Annotated in this window: 18 protein-coding genes; 5 read left to right on the forward strand and 13 right to left on the reverse strand. The window is 45.2% G+C overall.

Going from position 1 to position 21,771, the window contains the following annotated elements; translation table 11 throughout:
- Positions 1-356: 356 nt before the first annotated feature.
- The 4 genes from P5683_RS07645 to P5683_RS07660 form a co-directional block, all read right to left on the reverse strand.
- Positions 357-1,154 carry a tetratricopeptide repeat protein gene (locus P5683_RS07645; protein ID WP_006621992.1) on the reverse strand — a complete coding sequence of 266 codons (798 nt, stop codon included), beginning with the start codon at positions 1,152-1,154 and terminating at the stop codon, positions 357-359.
- A 188-nt stretch (positions 1,155-1,342) separates the two neighbouring features.
- Entirely contained in the window at positions 1,343-1,480 is a 138-nt protein-coding gene (locus P5683_RS07650; RefSeq protein ID WP_006617292.1) for a photosystem II reaction center protein K, read from the reverse strand.
- 101 nt (positions 1,481-1,581) lie between these two features.
- Positions 1,582-2,694 (reverse strand): tRNA guanosine(34) transglycosylase Tgt, encoded by a 1,113-nt coding sequence (tgt, locus tag P5683_RS07655; RefSeq protein ID WP_006670746.1) that lies wholly within the window; start codon positions 2,692-2,694, stop codon positions 1,582-1,584.
- 45 nt (positions 2,695-2,739) lie between these two features.
- On the reverse strand, positions 2,740-3,189 hold the full coding sequence (locus P5683_RS07660) for a hypothetical protein (RefSeq protein WP_006621994.1): 450 nt from the start codon (positions 3,187-3,189) through the stop codon (positions 2,740-2,742).
- Between the two features lie 511 nt (positions 3,190-3,700).
- Between P5683_RS07660 and cobS the strand changes: the two genes are divergently transcribed.
- Positions 3,701-4,501 (forward strand): adenosylcobinamide-GDP ribazoletransferase, encoded by an 801-nt coding sequence (gene cobS / locus P5683_RS07665; RefSeq protein WP_006621995.1) that lies wholly within the window; start codon positions 3,701-3,703, stop codon positions 4,499-4,501.
- A gap of 10 nt (positions 4,502-4,511) precedes the next feature.
- Here the strand turns inward: cobS and P5683_RS07670 are convergent, their stop codons facing one another.
- Positions 4,512-5,828 carry a hydrogenase gene (locus tag P5683_RS07670; RefSeq protein WP_235720296.1) on the reverse strand — a complete coding sequence of 439 codons (1,317 nt, stop codon included), beginning with the start codon at positions 5,826-5,828 and terminating at the stop codon, positions 4,512-4,514.
- Positions 5,829-6,035: 207 nt separating this feature from the next.
- Here P5683_RS07670 and P5683_RS07675 point away from each other — a divergent pair, with 207 nt between their 5' ends.
- Positions 6,036-6,254 carry a hypothetical protein gene (locus P5683_RS07675; protein WP_006621997.1) on the forward strand — a complete coding sequence of 73 codons (219 nt, stop codon included), beginning with the start codon at positions 6,036-6,038 and terminating at the stop codon, positions 6,252-6,254.
- A gap of 258 nt (positions 6,255-6,512) precedes the next feature.
- On the opposite strand, the gene P5683_RS07680 is transcribed toward P5683_RS07675, so the two are convergent.
- Positions 6,513-7,478, reverse strand: coding sequence for an aldo/keto reductase (locus P5683_RS07680; RefSeq protein WP_006621998.1), 966 nt, complete (start codon positions 7,476-7,478; stop codon positions 6,513-6,515).
- A 151-nt stretch (positions 7,479-7,629) separates the two neighbouring features.
- The gene (locus P5683_RS07685; protein WP_006621999.1) at positions 7,630-8,679 is read right to left on the reverse strand and encodes a mannose-1-phosphate guanylyltransferase; all 1,050 of its coding nucleotides are present in this window, start codon (positions 8,677-8,679) and stop codon (positions 7,630-7,632) included.
- 63 nt (positions 8,680-8,742) lie between these two features.
- Here P5683_RS07685 and P5683_RS07690 point away from each other — a divergent pair, with 63 nt between their 5' ends.
- On the forward strand, positions 8,743-10,044 hold the full coding sequence (locus P5683_RS07690; RefSeq protein ID WP_006622000.1) for an LCP family protein: 1,302 nt from the start codon (positions 8,743-8,745) through the stop codon (positions 10,042-10,044).
- A 104-nt stretch (positions 10,045-10,148) separates the two neighbouring features.
- On the opposite strand, the gene P5683_RS07695 is transcribed toward P5683_RS07690, so the two are convergent.
- The 4 genes from P5683_RS07695 to P5683_RS07710 all read right to left on the reverse strand — a co-directional run bounded on the left by P5683_RS07695 (position 10,149) and on the right by P5683_RS07710 (position 15,194).
- Positions 10,149-10,652, reverse strand: coding sequence for a YbjN domain-containing protein (locus P5683_RS07695; protein ID WP_006622001.1), 504 nt, complete (start codon positions 10,650-10,652; stop codon positions 10,149-10,151).
- A 45-nt stretch (positions 10,653-10,697) separates the two neighbouring features.
- Positions 10,698-11,300: a hypothetical protein gene (locus tag P5683_RS07700; protein ID WP_006622002.1), complete on the reverse strand. Its 603-nt coding sequence runs from the start codon at positions 11,298-11,300 to the stop codon at positions 10,698-10,700.
- A 213-nt stretch (positions 11,301-11,513) separates the two neighbouring features.
- A complete protein-coding gene (gene ppc / locus P5683_RS07705; RefSeq protein ID WP_006670891.1) occupies positions 11,514-14,621 on the reverse strand; it encodes a phosphoenolpyruvate carboxylase in 3,108 nt (1,035 codons plus the stop codon).
- Between the two features lie 348 nt (positions 14,622-14,969).
- The gene (locus P5683_RS07710) at positions 14,970-15,194 is read right to left on the reverse strand and encodes a hypothetical protein (protein WP_006622004.1); all 225 of its coding nucleotides are present in this window, start codon (positions 15,192-15,194) and stop codon (positions 14,970-14,972) included.
- A gap of 362 nt (positions 15,195-15,556) precedes the next feature.
- Between P5683_RS07710 and P5683_RS07715 the strand changes: the two genes are divergently transcribed.
- Both P5683_RS07715 and P5683_RS07720 read left to right on the forward strand, forming a co-directional pair.
- Complete coding sequence (locus P5683_RS07715; RefSeq protein ID WP_315639590.1) at positions 15,557-18,766, forward strand: hypothetical protein; 3,210 nt, start codon at positions 15,557-15,559, stop codon at positions 18,764-18,766.
- Positions 18,767-18,781: 15 nt separating this feature from the next.
- Entirely contained in the window at positions 18,782-19,804 is a 1,023-nt protein-coding gene (locus P5683_RS07720) for a serine hydrolase (RefSeq protein ID WP_008051944.1), read from the forward strand.
- A 60-nt stretch (positions 19,805-19,864) separates the two neighbouring features.
- Here P5683_RS07720 and P5683_RS07725 read toward each other — a convergent pair whose 3' ends face one another.
- On the reverse strand, positions 19,865-20,419 hold the full coding sequence (locus tag P5683_RS07725; protein WP_006622007.1) for a DUF3124 domain-containing protein: 555 nt from the start codon (positions 20,417-20,419) through the stop codon (positions 19,865-19,867).
- A gap of 28 nt (positions 20,420-20,447) precedes the next feature.
- Positions 20,448-21,677 (reverse strand): potassium/proton antiporter, encoded by a 1,230-nt coding sequence (locus tag P5683_RS07730; protein ID WP_008051942.1) that lies wholly within the window; start codon positions 21,675-21,677, stop codon positions 20,448-20,450.
- Positions 21,678-21,771: the final 94 nt, after the last annotated feature.

The raw sequence follows: 21,771 nt of genomic DNA on the forward strand, positions 1-21,771 counted from the left end.
TACCTGAAAGCGGGGGGCACGAAGCCCCCGTGCTTCAGCCGGGGGTGCTGACTGACCCTTGAGACTGCCGCGATCAAAACTGATCAAAACTGATAGGTCTGATCAAATCCTTAAAATATGTCCCTAAACCCAGCCCATGACGAGAGGAAACCGGGAAAAATGCTATATTATAGATGCGATACTTTGTTTAGTCTCTATGTCTGTCCTGTGGTACAGGAGTCAGACGGACACTAAGGTTAAGTATCTAACACCCGTCTACCCACATTCTAGGCAAAACATAACACCAAGTCTATAAAACTTTGGTAAAATTTGCCGGAAGTTTGTAAAGATTCGGTAAAGGTGTGTGCTAACGGGAATTAATTCTCAAATTTTTCTAAGGTATCGATCGCCTTTTGGTATTTCTCGAAATTACCCAAATCCAGATATAGGTCTGCGGACTTCTGTAGGTCAAAGATAGCGCCTTGGCGATCGCCAATTTGGTAGCGACTGATGGCTCGGTTATAATAAGGTTCCGGGTCTGATGGGTTGATATCAATAGCTTTGTTATAGTCATCAATAGCCCTTTCACGATCGCCAATGCGATAGCGAGCATTCCCGCGCTTAAAATAGGGTGCTGGGTTTCTGGGGTTAAGGCGGATCGCCTCAGTAAAATCATTAATCCCGGTTTGATAATCTTTAAGATTTTCGGAATAAATTAATCCCCGCAGGTAGAAAGCCCGATCATGAGAGGGGTCGAGGCTGATCACCTGGGTAACATCATCAATAGCCGGCCAGTATTGTTGAACTTTGACACGGGCAATGGCACGATTATAGTAGGCATCAACATATTCAGGATTAATGCGGATAGCTTGGGTAAAATCAGCGATCGCCTCAGTCAAGTTATTGCCGATCCTAAACCTTACCACTCCCCGGTTATAGTAAGCGAGGGCATGGTTACGGTTGAGGCGAATAGCTTGGGTAAAATCAGCGATCGCCCCTTGTTTATCTCCCCGTTGGTAGCGTGCTACACCGCGCTCAAAAAACTCTGTAGCAGTGATTTGACTAACAACCTCTTGAGAAGACCGGGCTACCACAGAGGGGGGAACTGCCTGAGTTAAAACTATAGTTGTCAATACAACAACAGACTTGCACAGGGCGATCGCATTAGTAGGCATAAGAACTTTATTTCTGAAATCCTGATTAAGACCATCTCAAGCTAGCAACATGATGGCATAAGTCCAGTGAAGTTGGCGCTTAATATTGTAGCGGATACGGACTGATTAAGTTACTAGGGGCTATCGGCACGCTAGGCTGTGGGATTTCACGCCTCACTATAGAACCGATAGCCTGAGCTGGTTTGGGCTTATCGGAAACCGACAGCAGCTTGCCACACAAAAGCCAACAGCAGGAAAAAGACGGGAATAACGGGCAAAATATCAACAACGGGGCTAAAAATCGAGTAGGCTTCTGGCAATTTTGCCAATAGCAGTGCTGCTTCCATGAATCAATTAACCTCTTACTAAAATATGGCTTACAGAATTTTAACAAATCTTTGCGACAATTCTCATTTTAGCGATGATTTGTCAGTTTATCGGGCTAGGGTTAGGATTGAACTTGCAAATATTGTGCGAACTCGTCAGTAAAGCGATCGCCCAAAATCGCGTCTCGGATACGGGTAGTAAACCTAATCAGTTCAGTAACATTATGAATACTCAGGAGAGTATAGGCTAAAAGTTCCTTAGCGCGTACCAGATGACTAATATAGGCGCGGCTAAAATTTTGGCAAGTGTAACAAGGACAAGATGGGTCGAGGGGGCGAAAGTCCTCTCTAAATTGGGCATTTTTCAAATTCCAGCGTTCTCCGGCCACCAAAGCCGCCCCATGGCGAGCCAAACGGGTAGGAATGACACAATCAAATAAATCTATACCAGATGCGATCGCCTGTGCCATTTCCCGGTAAGTTCCTATCCCCATCAAATATCTAGGCTTATGGTCTGGCAAAATGGGGGTAGTGACGCGAACCACCATTTCCATTAAATCGGTAGGTTCACCGACACTCACCCCTCCAATGGCATAACCTGGCAAATCAAATTCTACTAATTTTTTAGCTGCTGCCACCCGTAAATCTGGGTAAACTCCTCCTTGTACGATACCAAACAGGGCTGCCTCTGGTCGGTCATGAGCAGCTATGCAGCGTTCTAGCCATCTAACAGTGCGCGCGGTGGCTGCGACCACATCTTCCCTAGAAGCTGGATAAGGGGGACACTCATCAAAGGCCATAATCACATCAGCCCCCAATTGATTTTGTATCTCAATGGAGCGTTCTGGGGACAATTCAATAATTGCCCCATCGTGAGGCGATCGAAACCGTACTCCTGCTTCTGTCACCGTCCGCATTTCACTGAGACTAAAAACCTGAAAACCGCCTGAATCGGTCAATATCGGACCATTCCAGCCCATAAACTTATGTATTCCCCCCGCCGCCGCCACAATTTTCTCCCCTGGTTGTAGGTGCAAATGATAGGTATTGGATAGCACCATTTGAGCGCCCGTATCCAGGAGTTGAGCCGGGGTCAAAGTTTTGACATTAGCCAAGGTTCCCACTGGCATAAATCGGGGGGTTTCCACGATACCATGGGGAGTGACAAAAACTCCTGCCCTCGCGTGAGTGTGAGTGCAGCGAGTCTGTATTTGAAACGAAAATGATTGGGGCATGAAGTCTAACTACAAAACTGAGAAAATCAGATCAATTGATGACAATTAAAAGGGGCAATCATCATCATCAATGGGGGTATCCCAGTTATTTGATAGGACTTGATCCATGACTGCATCAAAGGCGGCGGCTTGTAAGTTCCTGGTCGCCTGGTCTTCTAAAGGATTAGACATAGGAACTAATCGCAGTAGTCGCCCATCTTGCACTAAGTCGAAATAGGTTTCATTATCGGAGGATTGTTTCAGTTCCAGATAATCAAAACTGTAAACATTCAAATACAAAGCATGGTTAGCAATGAGAGTAGCCTGCTGTTGATCCGCAAACACTTCCAGGATCTGACCTTCGCCTTGGCTTTTTACCTGGTTGTCTTGGATATGTATATAACGAACCCGACCGAGGTCAACCAGCAACTTCTGCATATCGCGCTTGTTAACAACGATTCCGGTATCGATAATACATGGAGCAGACACCCTGCAATTTAATTGATCGTAACTCATAGAGCAAAAGCCTCTAGTTTTATAGTTTCTCCTAAACCAAAATCGCCACCTGGCACCTTTACCTAGTTAAGCCGATAGTTATAAGGTCAGTTTCACGCAGAGAGTTTAGGACAATTTAGCACCCTAGGTATGACAGATTTTTTGCCTGAACCTTTGACCGTATAAGGCTTAACGAAGCAAGTTTTGAGAAAAACAGAGTAATTTTACTACTTCTATTGTCTCGCCACTTGCATTCTTCTCAAAAATCTACCCATAACCCGGTAGCTGAGATTATATTTCAGCCTGTCGGTGTTGGATATCTAACTTTATACACAATTGTAGCAAAGGTAGGACTGTGAAAGTCGATCTGATCAGATTTTCTTGATGTTTCTTGACTTTTGACTTTCCATAGCCAGGATGAACTATCTTGGCGGTATTAGAGTATATGTTTAGACCCCAACAGGTTTGATCTCAATTGTGGCACAACCTAAGAAATATTATAGAGCTATGGCAAAATTGAAGTTTAAGTTTTATGAGTTTTGAGACAGTCTGGCGATCGCTGATTAGGTATATGGTACAGCTACGAGCGGCTTTAGCTGCTGCTGTGGCTTTCTATACCTGCTTACCTATTCCTCCGTCTTGGACGTTAGAGTTTCGGGGAATTGCTAGACTCGCCCCGGTAATGGGGTTAATGATTGGGGGATTGTTAGGGCTGGCTGACATGGGTTTGCAGTTGCTAGGCTGTCCGGTCTTAACGCGCTCGGCTTTGGTGGTGGTAGGTTGGATTGGGATTACTGGGGGACTGCATTTAGATGGGGCGATGGATACTGCTGATGGGTTGGCTGCGGGTGACCCCCAGCGACGCTTAGAGGTGATGGCTGATAGTTTGACGGGAGCTTTTGGGGCGATCGCCGCCGTAGCTATTTTACTGCTGAAAACCGCCGCCCTCGCTGATTTAGACCGCACACGCTGGTTAATTTTGATGGGGGTGGCTGCTTGGGGACGCTGGGGACAGTTAGTAGCGATCGCTCGTTATCCTTATCTGAAGGCACAAGGAAAGGGAGCATTTCACAAAGATTTAACCTATTCGCCGTTAGATTTACTCCCTGGGGTTGTGCTACTTTCCGGGTTGAGTGGGTTACAGATTTGGTTAGAACCCGGACGCTGGCTGGTGGCTGTGGGTTTACTGCTTGGGGGAAGTGCGATCGCTATTCTGACCGGAACCTGGTTAAACTACCGTTTAGGTGGGCATACCGGAGACACCTATGGGGCTGTAGTTGAGTGGACAGAAGCCCTATTATTATGTTTACTGGTAGCCCTAGAGGGAGAATGACCAAGGGGGATTATTTTTTGGGTTCTACCCAAACTTTTATCCCCTCAACTCGTAAAGATTGCCCACGAGTACCACAATATTGACCATTACTACAAACCGGAACATCTCCCTTATTTTGAATATGGGCATTATAGAAAACATCATATTTCGGGGCTTCTGGTCCAGCCAGCTTAATCGCAAACCCTTCTATTTGGCGATTTTGTCCCGGTTCTCCCACCATTTGACCGTTGGAGGCTGTGGGACTATCACCAACTTGAGCAATATGAGCCATGTATTGTATATCCAAACCCGGAATGGGAGGATTAATCGCCATTTGGAAAGCCTCCAAGCGGCGACCTTGACCCTTAGTTCCAGCATATTCCCCGCCGCCAAAATCGCGATCGCCTAATCCCTGTAAATGCACTCTCACACGCAGCCCCACAGTTCCCGGTTTAACTTCCGGTTTCCCCGTAGGCTGACCGACAATGGCAGTATTGCCGAACACAATATTTTGGCCATCAATAGTTAAAGGTTGCGGGTTAATTTCCACACTGGGAACAATAATCACATCACTGGGGGCCTTCGTGGTGGTAGGTTCTTCTAGGATGACAATATCTGGGTTAGCCGTGGGACGTTCAACTGCTGTCACATTCAATGGCGGTTGAGTCGTAGTTGACCCCCCCGACTGACTGACAATTTTTCCTCTGGAAATAGCTACCCCCAAAGATTTACCAAAAGTATTGTCGAGAATTTCTGCCGATTTTGCCCACTGTTCATCATTGAGTTGGTCTCCGCTATTCACCAAGTTTAGTAGAATGTTGAGGGGGTGCTGTCCGGTCACCAATGCTTTTAGCTGTGGGTCTGATTTCAGATCAGCTTGGGAAATGTGCTGTTTGAGTTGTTGGGCTTGTTTGTGGGCTTGTTGTAGGGGTGCAAAGTCTTTCTGTTCGCTGTGGGTCAGCCGGAGAATTTGCTCTAGCAAGGATAAAACCTGCTGAGGAATGGCTCCCTCATCTGTAGCTGGGGCTACTTTTTGGTATAACTGCTGTAAATCTACCAGGGATCTCGCGACTACGGCGGTGGTTTGTCCCCGGTTTTGTAGTTTTTGTTGGAAATTGGCGAAATCACGGTTATAGTTAATCAACCCTTGCAGTAACTGCTCACTGATGGGAGTGCCTGAGTCTTTCAGGGCTTTTGCTGCTTGTTCTAATGCCTGTCCTAGTTTAGGGTAGCGATCGCCTAAACTGTTTAGATGTTGTTGTAGGTCGTCTGTTGCCATCATTTCCCCTCCATTACTGATCAGATCATCCCTCGGCTCATCATAAATTATGGCGATCCAGGCAGGCAAGAGGTTGGGGAAAACTCAACCCTGTACATACAACTAGACCTATAATCATGGATACCCGTGATCTGGCTCACCTAGTCAGTGGAGATTTAGATCAGATGCTGATCAGCCGCAAATCACAGGTAACACTATATCAGAATCACTGCCTTTATCTTGACAAAGAGGGATACTAAATATAGTTTAAACCCATTACAACTCCGTAATTTCACTATGCTGTGTATTCAAGATGTAGTCCAACAAGCGATCGCCACTGGTTATTTAACCTTGGAAGCTGAAAATCAACTCCGGTACATTCTCCAAAATTCTCAATATGATGCTATTGAACTCAATGCTTTTGCTAACTTGCAAGTAGCCGCCATGAGTGGACAGGTACGACAAGAATCTCGCGAAATTTTTTCATCTCAGTCTATGGCTGCTTCTCTTAACTAGAGGCAGTCTTAGCCAATTTCCCAATTCATTGAATCAACAGTGACTCGATAACTTAGTGACTGTACTATTTAGCTAAGTTAAACACTTGCCTTAGTCTCCATTGATGCTGCCCTTTTCAAGTTCATGTAGCCCCGTAATGAACGGATTATTTTGGCTGTCACCATGTAAGTTTTGCGTTAGTTAACTAACTGCCATTTTCTTTCTTGAAACCCTGAAAATTTACCCTTTGCCACTATCTGCTTGAGCGATCGCCATTTTTCAAAACTTCCATAAAATTGGATATTCGTTTTGCAGATGATCCGTAACTATACGCCCAATTTGGTCTATTTGGCTGACCTCTTCTGGGGAAAGTTGAATGTCGATAGTTTGCACATTTTGCTCAACCTGGCTGCTATTACGAGCCCCGACAATCGCGTTAGTTTGGGGTTGACAAATTAGCCATGCAAGTGCTAATTGTGCTACCGTACAGCGTTTGTCTGCTGCTATGGGGCGTAACTGATTAATTGCTTGTTGAACCCGGCTATAATGTTCTGGGTTTTGGATGAGTTTATTTTTGAGTCGATGATCTTCTGGATCAAACTGATGATTAACTCCGAATTTTCCGGTCAGAAGTCCCTGGGCTAGGGAAGAATAAGCGAGAATTGAGATTTTCTGTTCTACACAATAAGCCATGGTTTCCCGTTCCACATCTCGCCAAAATAGAGAATAGGGAGGCTGTATACTATCTATAGCCCCATATTGGCTGGCTTCTTCGAGTTGAGTTTTGGAGAAGTTTGAGACTCCAATGGCTCTAATTTTCCCCTGTTGTTTGAGCAAATTTAGGGCGGCCATGGTTTCGGAAATCGGCACAATTTCTGTATTAAACGAACCCGTTGGCCAGTGGATTTGATACAGGTCTATATAGTCGGTCTCCAGATTTTTTAAGGAGCGATCGCACGCTTCAATTACCTGGTCATATTGTAAATGGGTCGCAAATACCTTGCTGGCATAAATTAGGCGATCGCGTCTATCTGACAACGCCTCAGCTATCAGTTGTTCCGAGATACCATCACCATAGATTTCCGCAGTGTCAATGGTAGTAATTCCCAGGTCAACCGCCTGCTGCATAGCCTGGATTAAGTCGGCTTTTTCAATACCTTTCCACCAACGTTTATCAGCTTGCCAAGTCCCTAAAATAATCGGGGTGATTTCAATGTCCGATTTACCAAGTTTTCGTGTTTTCATTTTTCCCCTAGGCTGTTTTAGCTATTTTACTTGAACAATCAACCGTAATAGTACCAAAGAAAGCGATCGCCTTATAGCAATGGCTACTCAAGATTGATCCTTTGTCATCTCAAAGATAGATGCACCCTACCAGATAAGTAGCCAGCCCTCCCTATAAAAGTTCTCTCAAATCAGGATCATCCTCCAACTGAGGCAAGACCTTTTTAATATCCTGGGTGCGGTTCTTATCAACAATCAAAGTCACATTACCATCGCGAACAACCACCAAATCCTGAACCCCAATAGTAATAATCACCTCATTTTCATCACTCCCATACAGAATAGAATCTTGGGTATCGAGTCCCAAGTGACGGACTAATGCCACATTGCCATTTTGTTTCGGTAAAAGACGTTCTAAGGAATTCCAATCTCCCAGGTCATCCCAGCCAAAAGAGACTGGTAAAACACAGGCTTTCTGGGTTTTTTCCATCAGTGCATAGTCAATGCTGATTTTTTCAATGTTAGCATAAGCCTTGGCTCCTTCAGCTTCCAGGGCGGTAATCAAATCGGGGACATAGGCGCGTAATTCCTGAAGAACCACCCCAGCCCTAAATATAAAAATTCCCGCATTCCAACTAAACCGACCAGTAGCCAAAAATTGATCAGCCCTTTCTTGATCAGGTTTTTCCGTAAACTGGGCTACCTGATAAGCAGTGAAATCGCCAAAAGTGCCAATTTTTTCGCCCTGTTCAATGTAACCGTAACCTGTAGCCGGATATTGAGGTTGTAACCCCAGGGTGACAATTAGATCCTGACTGATAGCTAAATTTTCCGCTGATTTAATCGCCTCGTGGAAAATATCCGGTTTTCCAATCCAATGATCAGCCGGGAAAAAGCCAATCACGGTATCTTCCCCATAGCGACGGACAACTTCAATGACGGTCCAGGCGACGGCGGGGGCGGTATCTCGTCCTTGGGGTTCGGCTAAAATATTTGCGGGTGGGATATCGGGTAACTGTTGCTGAACTCCATTTTCTAGGAGTGCGGAGGTAATCACCCACAAACCCGGACCACCTTTACTCAAGGGTAGCAAGCGTTCTGCTGTGCTTTGTAATAAACTTTGACCAGTACCGTCTAAACTGAGAAATTGTTTGGGTCGGATACGACGACTCAGAGGCCAGAACCTCTCACCTTTACCACCTGCGAGAATAACGGGTATCATGCGATTTAAAGTTTTGAGCTTCAGTTGACTTCATGTTCAAGATTAAAGGATATTGGCGATTTTATGAGTTATCCCACCACCAACCAAAGACAACCTAAAGTCCTGCGGGTAATATTTTTGAGTTTTATTGCACTGATCATTACTAGCGCTTCGGCGACTTTGGGGGCGCTAACGGCTTTGCTGTCTCCATTGAAACCGGAACAGCCACAAAGTGCATCGATGGTTCTCAATTCATTATGGCGCGATCGCTTTCGGTTTCGTCTGTCCCGACCTGTGAATATTTTGGTCATGGGGATAGATCCCCCCCTACCACACGAGGAACAAGATGGGAAAGTTTTTGGGGGTCGCAGTGATAGCATGATCTTGGTGAATTTTAATCCGAGCGATCGCCATCTGAATTTGCTATCAATTCCCCGTGATACCGAGGTTTTTATCCCTGGTATGGGTGTGGGTAAGATTAACGAGGCTAACTATTGGGGCGGCGCTTCCTTGGCTACGGAGGTGGTAGCTGATACCCTTAATCAGGTGCAGATTAACCGCTATGTCCGAGTTAGCACTGGCGCTTTTAAGGAGTTGGTGAATTTGTTGGGGGGGGTGGAGGTGTTTGTTCCCTATCCGATGTCCTATCGGGATAATACCCAACAGTTGGAGATTGATTTATCTCCGGGATGGCAAACTATTGATGGTGATCAGGCTGATCATTTTGCTCGCTTCCGTAGTGATGCTTATGGAGATATTGGCAGGATTCAACGCCAACAGGCTTTAATGGAGGCTATTCGAGAACGTTTACAGAGTCCTGATGTATTGCCACGTATTCCTCAGATTATTCGGGTGATGTTGAAGTATGTTGATACTAATTTGGATTTTGAGGAGATGCTGACTCTGGTTAAGTTTGGGTTGAATTTGGAACCGCAACAGGTGCGAATGGTGATGTTACCTGGGCGAGACATGGGCGGATATACGAGTTATTGGGTGGTTGATGACGCGGCACGTGATCGCATTATGGCTCAATATTTTCGGGTTGATTCTACCGGGTTTGTCTTACCTGGACCATTACAGCGATCGGGTTATCAGGAATTGTCTAAACGTACTAAAATTGCCGTACAAAATGCCTCTGGAAACCCACAAGCAGCCGAAAGAGTCGCGGATTATTTGTTTAAGCAGGGCTTTAATAATGTTTATGTTGTGCCGGGGTTGCCTTATACTATGCGATCGACTCAGATTATTGTCCAGGGGGGAGATTTAGCTAGTGCTGAAATGTTGCAAGAATATATCGGTTTTGGTACGGTTAGGGCTTCTTCTACTGGTGCAATTAATTCGGATTTGACCATCCGGGTTGGTGACGATTGGCAACAAAGATTTTAAGCAGACATACCATAAATCTGCTTTTTTGTCAAGTGTTTAGTCAGGTTTATTGGGGTGGGAAAGGATAGGCAACCAGAGAAGGTTGCCCCTACTGACCCACTTAATTAATACCGTGATATGGCTTCTTCTGGTGAAATATTGCCGTAAATAATCGACATAATACCAGGGAGAAATTTATCCATTGTCGAAACATTGGTATAAATCAAATGCTTAATTAAAGCGGGAGTTAAGCGATCGCCTGCTACATCTAAACTGGTTTTGTAGCGAATTTCCCCATCATAGAAATTCATCTCGAAATTACCAATCACCATGCCATAATTAGCCCGGGTGACAAAATCCGAGATATTTTGGCGTTTATAGTCTGGTACTTTCACCGGAAAAATCGAGTAAACCGTGATTTGTTTTTCCTCTTCCCGGGCGATCGCATAGCAATCAAAACGACCATTTTTGCCCTCAATTCCCAAAGCCACGACTCGGCGATGTTCGATTTCTTTATAAACCCAACCATCCTCATTAAAGAACTCGATTAAGATATCGAACAAGGGCAGGTTAAAAAAGCGATCGTCTGTATATGTGGATGCTTGTTGATTTTGTTCAGACACGACCATTAGTGTTTAAATCTCCTCAATCAAGTAAGTTTTTGGTGAGCATTATTATGCCATCTTGTTCTCTGGTGTCAAGCCATTAGAGTCTATCCGATTTGATTTTTGGTCGAGATAAGCCATATTGCAAACCTCATAGTAAACAGGCGACCACCAACCCACCTGACTATAGGTTGATCTATTGAGTTTATCCCCGGAAATCCCCACAATTTTTTTGCGGACTCCCCGGAAACCTAGCGGATTTTTATCAATTTGTTTGCCTTCAATTTCTAGTAGGCTACCAATTTCATCTATACCCACACGACGGGAAACCCAACCCAAACAACGCTGTAGGACCTGACGAATTTCCTCCCGTTCTTTAGACTCGTATTTAACCACAATTTTTTGATCACCACTTCCCTGGCTGACGGTTAAGCGATAACAGCCTTCTGGACGATATTCAGGATACCATCCTAACTGCAATAGATAGCCGTCACCCACTGTCACCCAGTCTGTTCCGTTGAACTCAATTGGTTTAGCGGATAGCAAATTTTCATTAAAAAACTCACCATTGATAATGTAGCCATGTTCGATCACTGGGTCTACATCACCAAAAGAATTGTGCAGAATTGCCCAACCACTAGGGATATGCAAAGGTACAAGTTGTACAGACATAAATTGCGATAGCGTGAACTGTAGGGGCGGGTGCTAGATATGCCATTGGAAAAACCAGTCAACTCACGGAACCCGCCCCCGGAACGTCTGAAAAATACCCCTAATCAATAGCACGTTTTTCCTGTGGTAGCAAGGAAGTCTAAGGACACGCGCCCCTAAACTCCCCACTGGTGATAGTTGGCGACTGATAAGATGTCCCAGGTCTGGAGATGATCAGCCTGTGTTACGCATTCCGGCGGCGATACCGTTGATGGTTAATAAAGCACCGCGCAACAATTCCCCTTTGCTATATCTCGAATGAATTACGCCGGGAGTAGCAGAAGTTCCATGATGACGCAGGCGCTGGAGTAAAGACACTTGCAATAAACCGAGAGGAATAATTGTGCCATTACGCAGTCGCACTGAGCGCTGAAGTACGGGATCATTATCTAGTAACTGTTGCTGTCCGGTAATTTCCAGAACCATTTGACGGGTCAGATTAAACTCTTTGGCTATGCGCTCAAATAAATCCTCAAAGCGATCGCGATCTTTAGGATGACTCAACTCCCGCACATAGTGATGAGCCATTTCTAGGTCAACTTTAGCCAGGGTCATTTCTACCTTGGAGAGGGTAGTGCGGAAAAATGGCCATTTAATGTAAAAGTAACGGAGCAGTTTGATATTTTCCTGGGGTTCTTCTTGAATAAACTGCTCTATGGCTGTACCGACCCCATACCAAGAGGGTAGCAAAAAGCGGCTCTGAGTCCAACTAAACACCCAAGGAATGGCTCGTAAACCGGAAATATCTTTTTTCTTGTCACTTTGGCGACGAGCGGGCCGGGAGCTAATTTGCAATTGGCTAATTTCCTGAATGGGTGTTACCTGCTCAAAGAAATCAACTAGGTCCGGCTGTTCATAAATCAAAGCTCGATAACACGATCGCGATCGCACAGATAACTCTTCCATAATTTGATTCCAGGGTTCAATTTCATCAAACCCGGTATGGAGTAAACTGGCTTGAATCACGGCTGTGGCTACACTCTCCAAATTATACAGAGCCAGTTGAGACAAAGAATATTTGGAGGCGAGAACCTCTCCCTGTTCGGTAATCTTAATGCGGCCATTAATACTTTTACCGGGTTGAGCCAAAATGGCTTTGTAAGCCGGTCCGCCGCCGCGTCCCACAGAGCCACCGCGACCGTGGAAGATGCGAATACTGACATAGTAAGATTCCGCCAAGGTTTGTAGGGCTTTCTGGGCTTTGTGAATTTCCCAGTTGCTACTGAGGAACCCCGAATCTTTATTGCTGTCGGAGTAACCTAACATAATCTCCTGTAGAGAGGCGTTCATATCTTGGCTGACCTGCTGATATTTTTGGTAGCCACCCGCAAGCAGTGCGCGATATAGGGGTAACTCAAACAGGTCTTTCATTACTGAGGGGGCTTTTTTAAGATCCTCTACGGTTTCAAACAGGGGTACTACCTGCAAATTACCAATTCCTGTGGCCGGATCATACAGTCCGGCTTCCTTGGCTAACAACAGCACCTCTAGCAGGTCACTAACATCATGACTCATGCTGATAATGTAGGTTTGGCAAATTTCCTGACCAAATTCCTGCTGTAATTCTCGCATGACCCGGAAAGTGTTAATGGTTTCACAGGTTTTTTGGGAAAAGGGTAACTCGGCGGGAATTAGGGGGCGGCGGGTTTGCAATTCTGTGATTAGCCACAGGGTGCGCTCGGCTTCGGTGAGGTCATCGTAGGGCCTGGCTAGTAGTTGCAGATAGTCTACAATTTCATTTAAGGCTGTACTATGTACGGAGGATTCCTGCCGCATATCCATCCGCGCTAGATAAAAGCCGTAAATTTCTACCTGACAGATGAGGTTCTCTAAATCTCGGCATTGGATACCTGTGGCTAGTAGGTTCCGCTCGATTAGCTTTAATTCCTTCAGAAATTCCGAGCCTGAATTGTACAGACTTCCGGCGTTTTCTTTGGTGACAATGCGCTCGCGTTCCCTTTCTACTTCGTTACTGGTAGAAAGTCTCTGATTGCGATCGCGGGTATTTTGTAGGCGCTTGTGTATGTAGCATAGTTTGAGCCGATAGGGTTCTTGGCGATAGCGGATGGCTACCTGATCATAAACTTCTGGAAGTTGTACCTGATCGCGATCTAGAGATTCGAGTAATTCTGGTAAAATGTCACTCCAATGCAGAGATAGGCTCAACAGTTGACTTAGATGATCAACAGCCTGAATGTATTTGTCTATAATCATACCCCGTTGATAACAGGCTGTTTTCCAGGTGACTTCTGGGGTGACTGACGGGTTACCATCGCGATCGGCTCCCACCCAAGACCCAAATTTACAAAAATCGTAGTTGGGTGGTTTCAGGTGCGGAAAACACGGGTGTAGGGTTTGTTTAATCCTTTGGTACAGTTGGGGAATTACATCAAATAAGATTTCCTGGAAATAGTGCAAACTATATTCGACTTCATCCAAAACTGTGGGCTTAAACTGGTGCAGTTCATCAGTACGCCACCACAGCCTTATTTCTTCGGTTAGTTGTTCTTGTAGTTCACCTGTCCAAGTTTTTACTAACCCGGTGGCTTCGGGATCTTTATTGTCTACTTTGCCATAACTTTCGTCTACTGTATCTAGTTGCTGGAGAATTTTGGCGATCCTCCTCTGTTTGGTGCGGATTGTATGGCGTACAATTTCTGTGGGGTGAGCTGTGAATACTAACCTAATATCGAGTTGATTTAGTAGCCGCTGAATCACCTGGGAGGGGACGTTTAGCCTTTGCAGCATCGGAAATAGGTTATGGAATGTGGCTAAATCGCGATCATTTTGGCGTTGGCTAGTTTGATTTAATAGCTCCACTGGTGTTTCTTCGGCTGTGGAAAAGCGCTGATGACGAGTTTCAAAAATGGAGCGATTCGACTTGTCGGCGGGACTCTCTGGTGCTCCTTGTTGTTTGATCTGAGCATAGGCTAACTCTTGCTCGCGCTGCTCATAATGTTGCTCGACTATGTTGATCAGTTGAAAATACAAGGCAAATGCTCGCGCTGCTCTAATGGCTGCATTGATATCAAGCTCTTTGATAATTTGCCAGACATTGGCTTGTAAATCCGGCGATGCTTGTCCTTCTGGTGAGGTCATCGATCGCATCTGTAGAAGTAAATCTACCAATTGCTCTCCGCACTCCTGACGTAGGACACTTTCCCATAAATCTTCGACAATTTTTAGGCGATTCCTTAACAACAGTTCAGAAGCTCCTGCAGTGACGTTAGATGACACTACTGCGCTAGGGATTGGTTCTGAGGATTGGACCAGTGAACTCATAGGGCCTGTTCCGTAGTTAGCAAGAATATCTTAAACATTATACTTGCCCGGTAGACATTCGGTGAAATATCTCCCCAGAAATTTCTAAGAAACTCCCATCATCACACTATCAAATTTTCGATGATTGTATCTAATTTATCAATTAAATTAGCCCCGGTTGTGCTATAATCAGTGAGAGGCATTTTGGGGACATATTGCCAGATATATTTACCCCAGGTAATCGGCTTTCCCCCTAGGGTAAATATCCCCTCCCATCAGCCCTTATTCATCAATTCGGGCTGCTGAATTTATTACCTGTATTTGGTGAGTAATTATGGGGCAAATAAACATCCAGGGAAGGTTGGGAGGCTAGTAGCTTCCCTGGTTAGGAAAATGGAGGACGGGTAAGCGCGCGCCTCGGAAAACTTCCTCGCTACCCTCACTGAGACTCAACACCAACTCTTGCACTATAGGAATGGCAGCAAAAGCCACAACCACAGGGGTTGTGGCCAACCCCAAAAGCAAATCGGAAGGTAAAAGGGGGGTTTTCGGGGCTATAGGGTCGGAAACAGGGGTATCATCAGCAGAAGACATCTGTAACTTGCCTCAACAGTTGGTTAAGCTAACTATGCCAGAAGATGTGATCCGGGGCAACCTTCCCGTCAGAGAGGCCGCTGAGTTATGCTGAATATGTGCGGGCGGGTCGCTACCGCGTCCCCTGGGAAAATTGACTATGGGAATATGTATAATGGTATTGTCGGGGCTTAATTAGCCGGTTAGACTCTCGAAACGAACATAAAAACAGTAAGATCGTGGCAAGCAGTGGCCTGTCTGGTGCTGCCAAGAGTTGGGAAGCGAGGTCAGTTGGTTCTTTCAGGAGTTTAAGCCTGAGAGTACCCATGAACCCGGAATTCGGAATTGTGTAGATTGTAACTTATTTTGGCGTAATGTAGCGCGTGGTTAGGGATTATTCAGGATTAACGCAATGGTCAATTGATGCGATCGCCACAGCCGGGGTTGAGGTACAGACCAGGTTGCGAGGGAATCATTTACATATTTTGTGCGAGGGACAGCCCTCTCCTCGAGAGACGGTGGTGGTGTCTCAATTCAAGATGGCTTTAGACCGCACGCCACTAGAATCCTTGCTGCCCCGCGATGCGCCGAAAATTTATAAGATATTTGTTTCGGGTCGCGAGACAGGTGCTAAACGCCCGGAGTGGACGGTTAAACTGGATTATCCGACTTCGGCTACAGTACACGCACTGCACCCTCGGTCAACAGGAGATCAGGGTCAGGGTGTGGGACTGCGTAAATGGTTGGGGGATATAGCCGATCGCACATTCATTGGCGATCGCCAATCTTCCTCAACGACTACTGTTTCTGACCAGCCCCGGGTCATCATTACCCCGGTTAATGACACGGAGGCGGAAAATCAGCAGCCACCAACTGACCTAGCTACCCCTCCCGATAGTCCGGTGGAACCAGCCCTAGTGGCAACCCCGGAAAATTTAGCCCGCCGGGGTAATCCTGATGCGATCGCCAGTATTCTGAGCGAAATCCTGGGTGGGTTGGGGGTCAGCGTCAAAGTCAGCATTCGCAACCAGAAAAGCGACAAATCAACCCTATGGAGATCTAAACGGCGGCGGTTATGGGTACTGTGTGAGTCAGCCTACAGCCCGGACCCTTCCCTATTAGCGGAACCTATAGCTAGTAGACTGCGGGAATTGCAACTGCAAGACTTCCGCGATGCCTGCATTTTACTAAGGGTGGAAGGGGAAACTAAAGCGGATTGGATGCTACGGATTGACCTAACTCCCCCCGATCGCATTCTGAAAGATTGGGCGCGCTGGGGAGACTCTGAGGCGATCGCCATTCTGCTTAATCAAAAACTAGCGGCACTAGATATTGGACTTAGGGCGACTCTGAAAGAATCTACCCTACACCTGTTTTGTCACCAATTAGGAGATACGAAAAATCATCGTCGTCGCCTCTCCCCCCAGAAGGAAACCGTTGTCACCGCTTGTCGGGAAATTTTAAATGCGATCGGCCCCCAAGGTATTCGCGCCGCCACTATTTACGGCGTAGAAATCAGCCCCACAGGTAAAGAAGCCCAAAAGCCGACTTGGATTGATTGGCTAAATTTACCTGCTTTTGAACATCCCGACCTGCAAACCCCCACCCAGACCCTCGCCGCCCAAGGGGATATCGATGCGATTAAATTCCAAATTGAACGTCTGATTAACCCTGACCTAGAAACTAAACTCGCCACCGGGGGAATTAAAGTTCTGGCGTTACGCAAGGGGAAATTTATCCATGTGATGACAGAAGCGCCTACTTGTCCTTCTCAGTCTCGCGTCGCCCTCGTGATCGCTAGATTTTTACAAGCCCAAGGAATTGAAGGGGTGGAAGGAGTCCGCATCTATGGACGGCGGGCGGGTCAAAAACACCCCCTCTGGCGCTATGGTATTTCCTTAAAACCGACGGAGATAGATCAACCATTAACTGCTTCGGAAGATTTTATCGACTCAGAATTAACCGCCACGGCGGTGGGAGAACAGGTCGGACAGTTGGTATTTTCTCCGGCTATTAATGTTGATGGTGCAGATAGTGATTTGCCATCATCTCAGGTTTTATCAGCACTGCATCACCTGAGCGAAACCATTAGCCAAGTTTTGATGGCTTCTCAGTTATTTACCAGTAAAAACTGCCCAGATATTGTCGTTGAAAAAACCTCTCAGAGGTATCAGAAACGCGCTCTGGCTGTGGCTTGTGGGCTACTGGGATTGCTGATGGTTTGGCAGAGCGATCGCCTGGTGGGGAGTCTGCTTGATTCTATTGCTATGACTGCTATCTCTGCTGATATTTCGGAGGCGGAAACTGAAGGGGAACAAGTCCCTACCTTGACACAAGACCCCCCCACGGGTTGGCTATCGAGTTTACAGGTGTTGGCTGTGAGTGAAGGTGATGGGGTTTTTAATCACTCTGGTTTTACTTCCCGACCAGGAAAATCGGCGATCGCTGCTGCTTGTGATATTGATGATACTCAATGCCGTTTGTCGCAATTTGTTTACCCGACTTTCCGCAGCCAACAACTAGATGAACAGATTGTCCGCTATCAACAATATATCGCCACCCATAAAAGACCCCCAGATATACTAATTATCGGCAGTTCTCGCGCCTTGCGAGGCATTGATCCAGAGGTTTTGAGTAGGGGATTGGTAGCAGAAGGTCATCCGCCTTTACGGGTGTTTAATTTTGGCATAAATGGGGCAACAGTGCAAATTGTTGATTTAATTATTCGGCGGATTTTGCCCCCTGAACAATTGCCTCAGTTGATTATTTTAGCTGATGGGGTGCGGGCGCTAAATAGTGGTCGAGAAGACCGGACTTATCAGGCGATTTCTGCATCAGAAGCCTATCAACAAATTAGCCAAGGAACTTTTCAAATTGTCCCCCCAGATTCCTTTGAACCACCCCCAAATCTTCAGGAAACTTTGATAGCATTGACGGAAAATGCCCTAGACGGAAGGTGGGACCAACAGCAGTTTCAACAGGCTATTCAAGAACAAATTTCCCAGGTATCCCAAGCCTATAGACAGCGCGATCGCTTCAAGGCAGTTTTACAATCTATTGCTAATGGTCGCGCCTTTGCTACCCCGCCAACCCCCTCGGAACAACAGGAATTAGCCGAGGCAGAAACCGAGGAGGAAGCTAGATTTTTGCCCAATGGATTTTTGCCTTTATCGGTGCGCTTTGACCCGGAAATTTACTATCAAAATCATGCTAAGGTTTCCGGTTATTATGATAGCGATTATCAAAATTTTCAATTAGACGGCATTCAGACCCAATCTTTGAAGAATATAATCGCTTATACTCAATCATTTCGGATTCCTGTGGTATTTGTCAATATGCCACTAACTGATCATTATTTTGACCCGGTTCGCAGTGCCTATGAGGAGAAATTCCGTGAACACATGGAGAGGGTGGCTGCTGAAACGGGTTTGGTTTTTCTCGATTTGGGGTGGCGCTGGTCAGATAGTTATGACTATTTCTCTGACCCTAGTCATCTCAACCGCTATGGCGCGATCGCTGTGGCTGAATATTTGGCGACTCAAAAGGTGATTCCTTGGCCGGATAATGATATTATAACTAATCCTAAACTATAATACACTCTAGTTGTAATGATGATAGCCTTAACTGAAAGTTTACAATTTCTTTTAGATGAAGCGACGGCGGAACAAAATGTGCCGGGGGGAGTTCTTTATGTGGCAACCCCTGAAGGCAAATATGAGATAGCATCGGGTTTTTCTTATGTTACCAAACGCCATAAAGTCCAGCGTCGCGATCGCTTTCGGATTGGTGGTATTAGTCAGGTTTTTGTGGCTACGGTGGTTTTACAATTATACCAAAATCGTAGCCTTGATTTAGAAGATAATTTGACGAAATGGCTGGATCAGGAAATCTGCGATCGCCTGGAAAATAGCGATAAAATTACCATTCGACAATTGCTTAATCATAGCAGCGGTTTAGATGATTACCTGGAAACTGATGAGTTTCAACAAGCCGCTAGTCAACGGGAAAAAAATCAGTTTTTGACGGCTAAAGAGGCTATCTGTTTGGCAGATAATTTAGAATCTCTGGGGGTTCCTGGCGCGGGTCATTGTTACTCGAATACTAACTATATTTTGCTAGAGTTGATTGTGGAAGCAGTAACCGGAAATCCTCTGTATCAAGAAATGCGATCGCGGATTTTTGACCCCCTCGGTTTAAAGGATACCTTTACCGAATACCGCGAAACTCCCCCCCCGAAACACAAGAGTTGTCAAAATTGCATCAGTCCGGAAAAATTAGGCACTGGTTTAGGCGATCGTGGCTTAATTTCCAGTGCTTATGATGTGGGAAAATTTGCCGAAACCCTATTTATGACTGATGAACTCTTAAATGAGGATACCTTTGATCAAATGATTAATTGGTTTCCAGATAATGAGGGGGGTTTTTATGGCTTAGGAGTTAATAGTTGGGATGCTAAAGAATGGGGAGATGTTTGGGGATACACTGGGGGAATAGATGGTTATTCATCAGCCTTATGGCATCTTCCTGATGAGGAAATGACTATTGTAGTTTTGCTGGATGAAGATACTAATACCACTCCCGATTATATCATTGAGCGGGTTCTGGCAGTTATTCTTGAGGATGAATTTTAATCGACTGTAGTTAAGTAACCCTCTCCCCCAGCGAGGGGGTTCTGAAAACCATCTAATTATCTATGGTTGATTATTAATTACTTGTCCTCGACTGGTAAAAGCTAACCCCTGGGTTCCTGATACACCAATCATTACTGATTCCATTATCGGTTCAGAAACGGCGCTTTCTGATACCCATTCAACCAGAAAATTAGCACCAGAACCCCCGCTAGTATTGCTTTGTTCAATAAAAAACTCCATGCTGGCGAGAGGTGGCATTTTCAAGGCACTATCAAGGTAATTTTTAACCAAATTACCATCAGTATTGTAGTAACTCACAGAAGTGATAATGATGGGAGAATTTGGGTCTGTATTGCGAATACTAAGTGTACTGGCTAAATTATAAGCCTGTTGGGTGTTTCGGAAATAGATATGAGAGTAAACCGGAATATAAACAGTTTGTCCTGCTATAGCTTGAATTTCACTAATATCAATGGTTTGAGCCGCATCGGTAAATTTTTCGGTTGTAGTTGATTCTAACCCCGATTGTTGTTGACCTGTTATGGTACTTGGTTGGGGTGTACAGGCGACTAAAATCACCGCCAATATCGCCCCTATAAATATGTTGATTTTCATGATAATTTTACCCCGCAAATTGAGATTTTTAATTTTCTGACTCCGCCATTAAATCAAGTTTATTAGCTAGAGGTGATAGGGATAGACCCTGAACCAGTAAAGATACAATCACCATAAAAAAGATGACATGAAAAATCTGATTAGCACCTTGAATACCAGCGGTTAAAGGAAAAGTTGCTAAAACAATGGGAACAGCCCCCCGTAAACCTACCCAAGAAACAAATAGTTTCTCTTTTATTGGCATCTTTACTAATGATAGACAAGAAAGGGTAGCAATGGGACGCGCCACGAAAATTAAAAATAAACCCATTGCTATTCCCACCGCAGCGATAGGAATAAGTTGGGACGGAATCACTAGCAATCCTAGGTTTAAGAACATGATAATTTGCATCAGCCAAGCTAGGGCTTCATAGAAACTAAAAATATTTTTTCCTGCACTAGGAAGGTGGGAATTGCCAACCACTAAACCTGCTATATAAGCAGCCAGAAAACCATTACCACCGACAACGGTACTTAAACCATAGGTCAGCAAAGTTAGAGCGAGTGTCATTACAGAATATAGCCCTTCAGCAGTTAAATTCATGCTACGAATGGCCCAAACTGTCCCCTTGCCCAAGCCATATCCCATCGCCAGGCCCATCAACATTTGCATAATCACCGATAGGATTAAAGACCACAATGAGAACTGCCCTTGTTCCAAGATTTGCACGATTTCAATAGTTAGTAAAGCGGCCATGGGGTCATTACTGCCAGATTCAAATTCTAGCAAAGGTTGCAGATTTCCCCGCAGACCTAAATTACCCGATCGCAAAATTGAAAATACGGCGGCTGCATCAGTAGAAGAAATAATCGCCCCTAACAATAATCCTTCAGTTAAATTAATTCCTCTTACGCCAATATTAAAGGTGGAAAAGGAACCCAGCATAAACCAAGCAAAAATCCCTAATAAAAGAGTGGTTAACCCGACTCCTACTGTAGCGAGAGTGAGTCCGGGAATTAACACGGGACGAATTTTCGCCCACTTAGTATCTAGTCCGCCGGAAAATAAAATAATAGTCAGCGCCATATCTCCGATAGTCCTGGTTAATTCGGGATTGTTATATTCAATAGCGCCTATACCTTCGGAACCCGTGACAATTCCAATCATTAGGAACAGTAGCAAACTAGGAACACCTAAGTGAATGGCAGCTTTACTAGCAATGACACTAGCTAACAGCAGGATAGCAATGGCAATAGATAAATATTCGATCGCAATCATCTAAAATTTCGGTTAAGGTTTGGCGGAAACTGCTAAATATATAGCAATCTTTTTGAAAAAAGACAAGGGAGGAATTTTCCTGGAGGTCTTTATG

Origin of the sequence: Limnospira sp. PMC 1279.21, assembly GCF_032349615.1 — a bacterium.
GTDB lineage: Bacteria > Cyanobacteriota > Cyanobacteriia > Cyanobacteriales > Microcoleaceae > Limnospira > Limnospira fusiformis.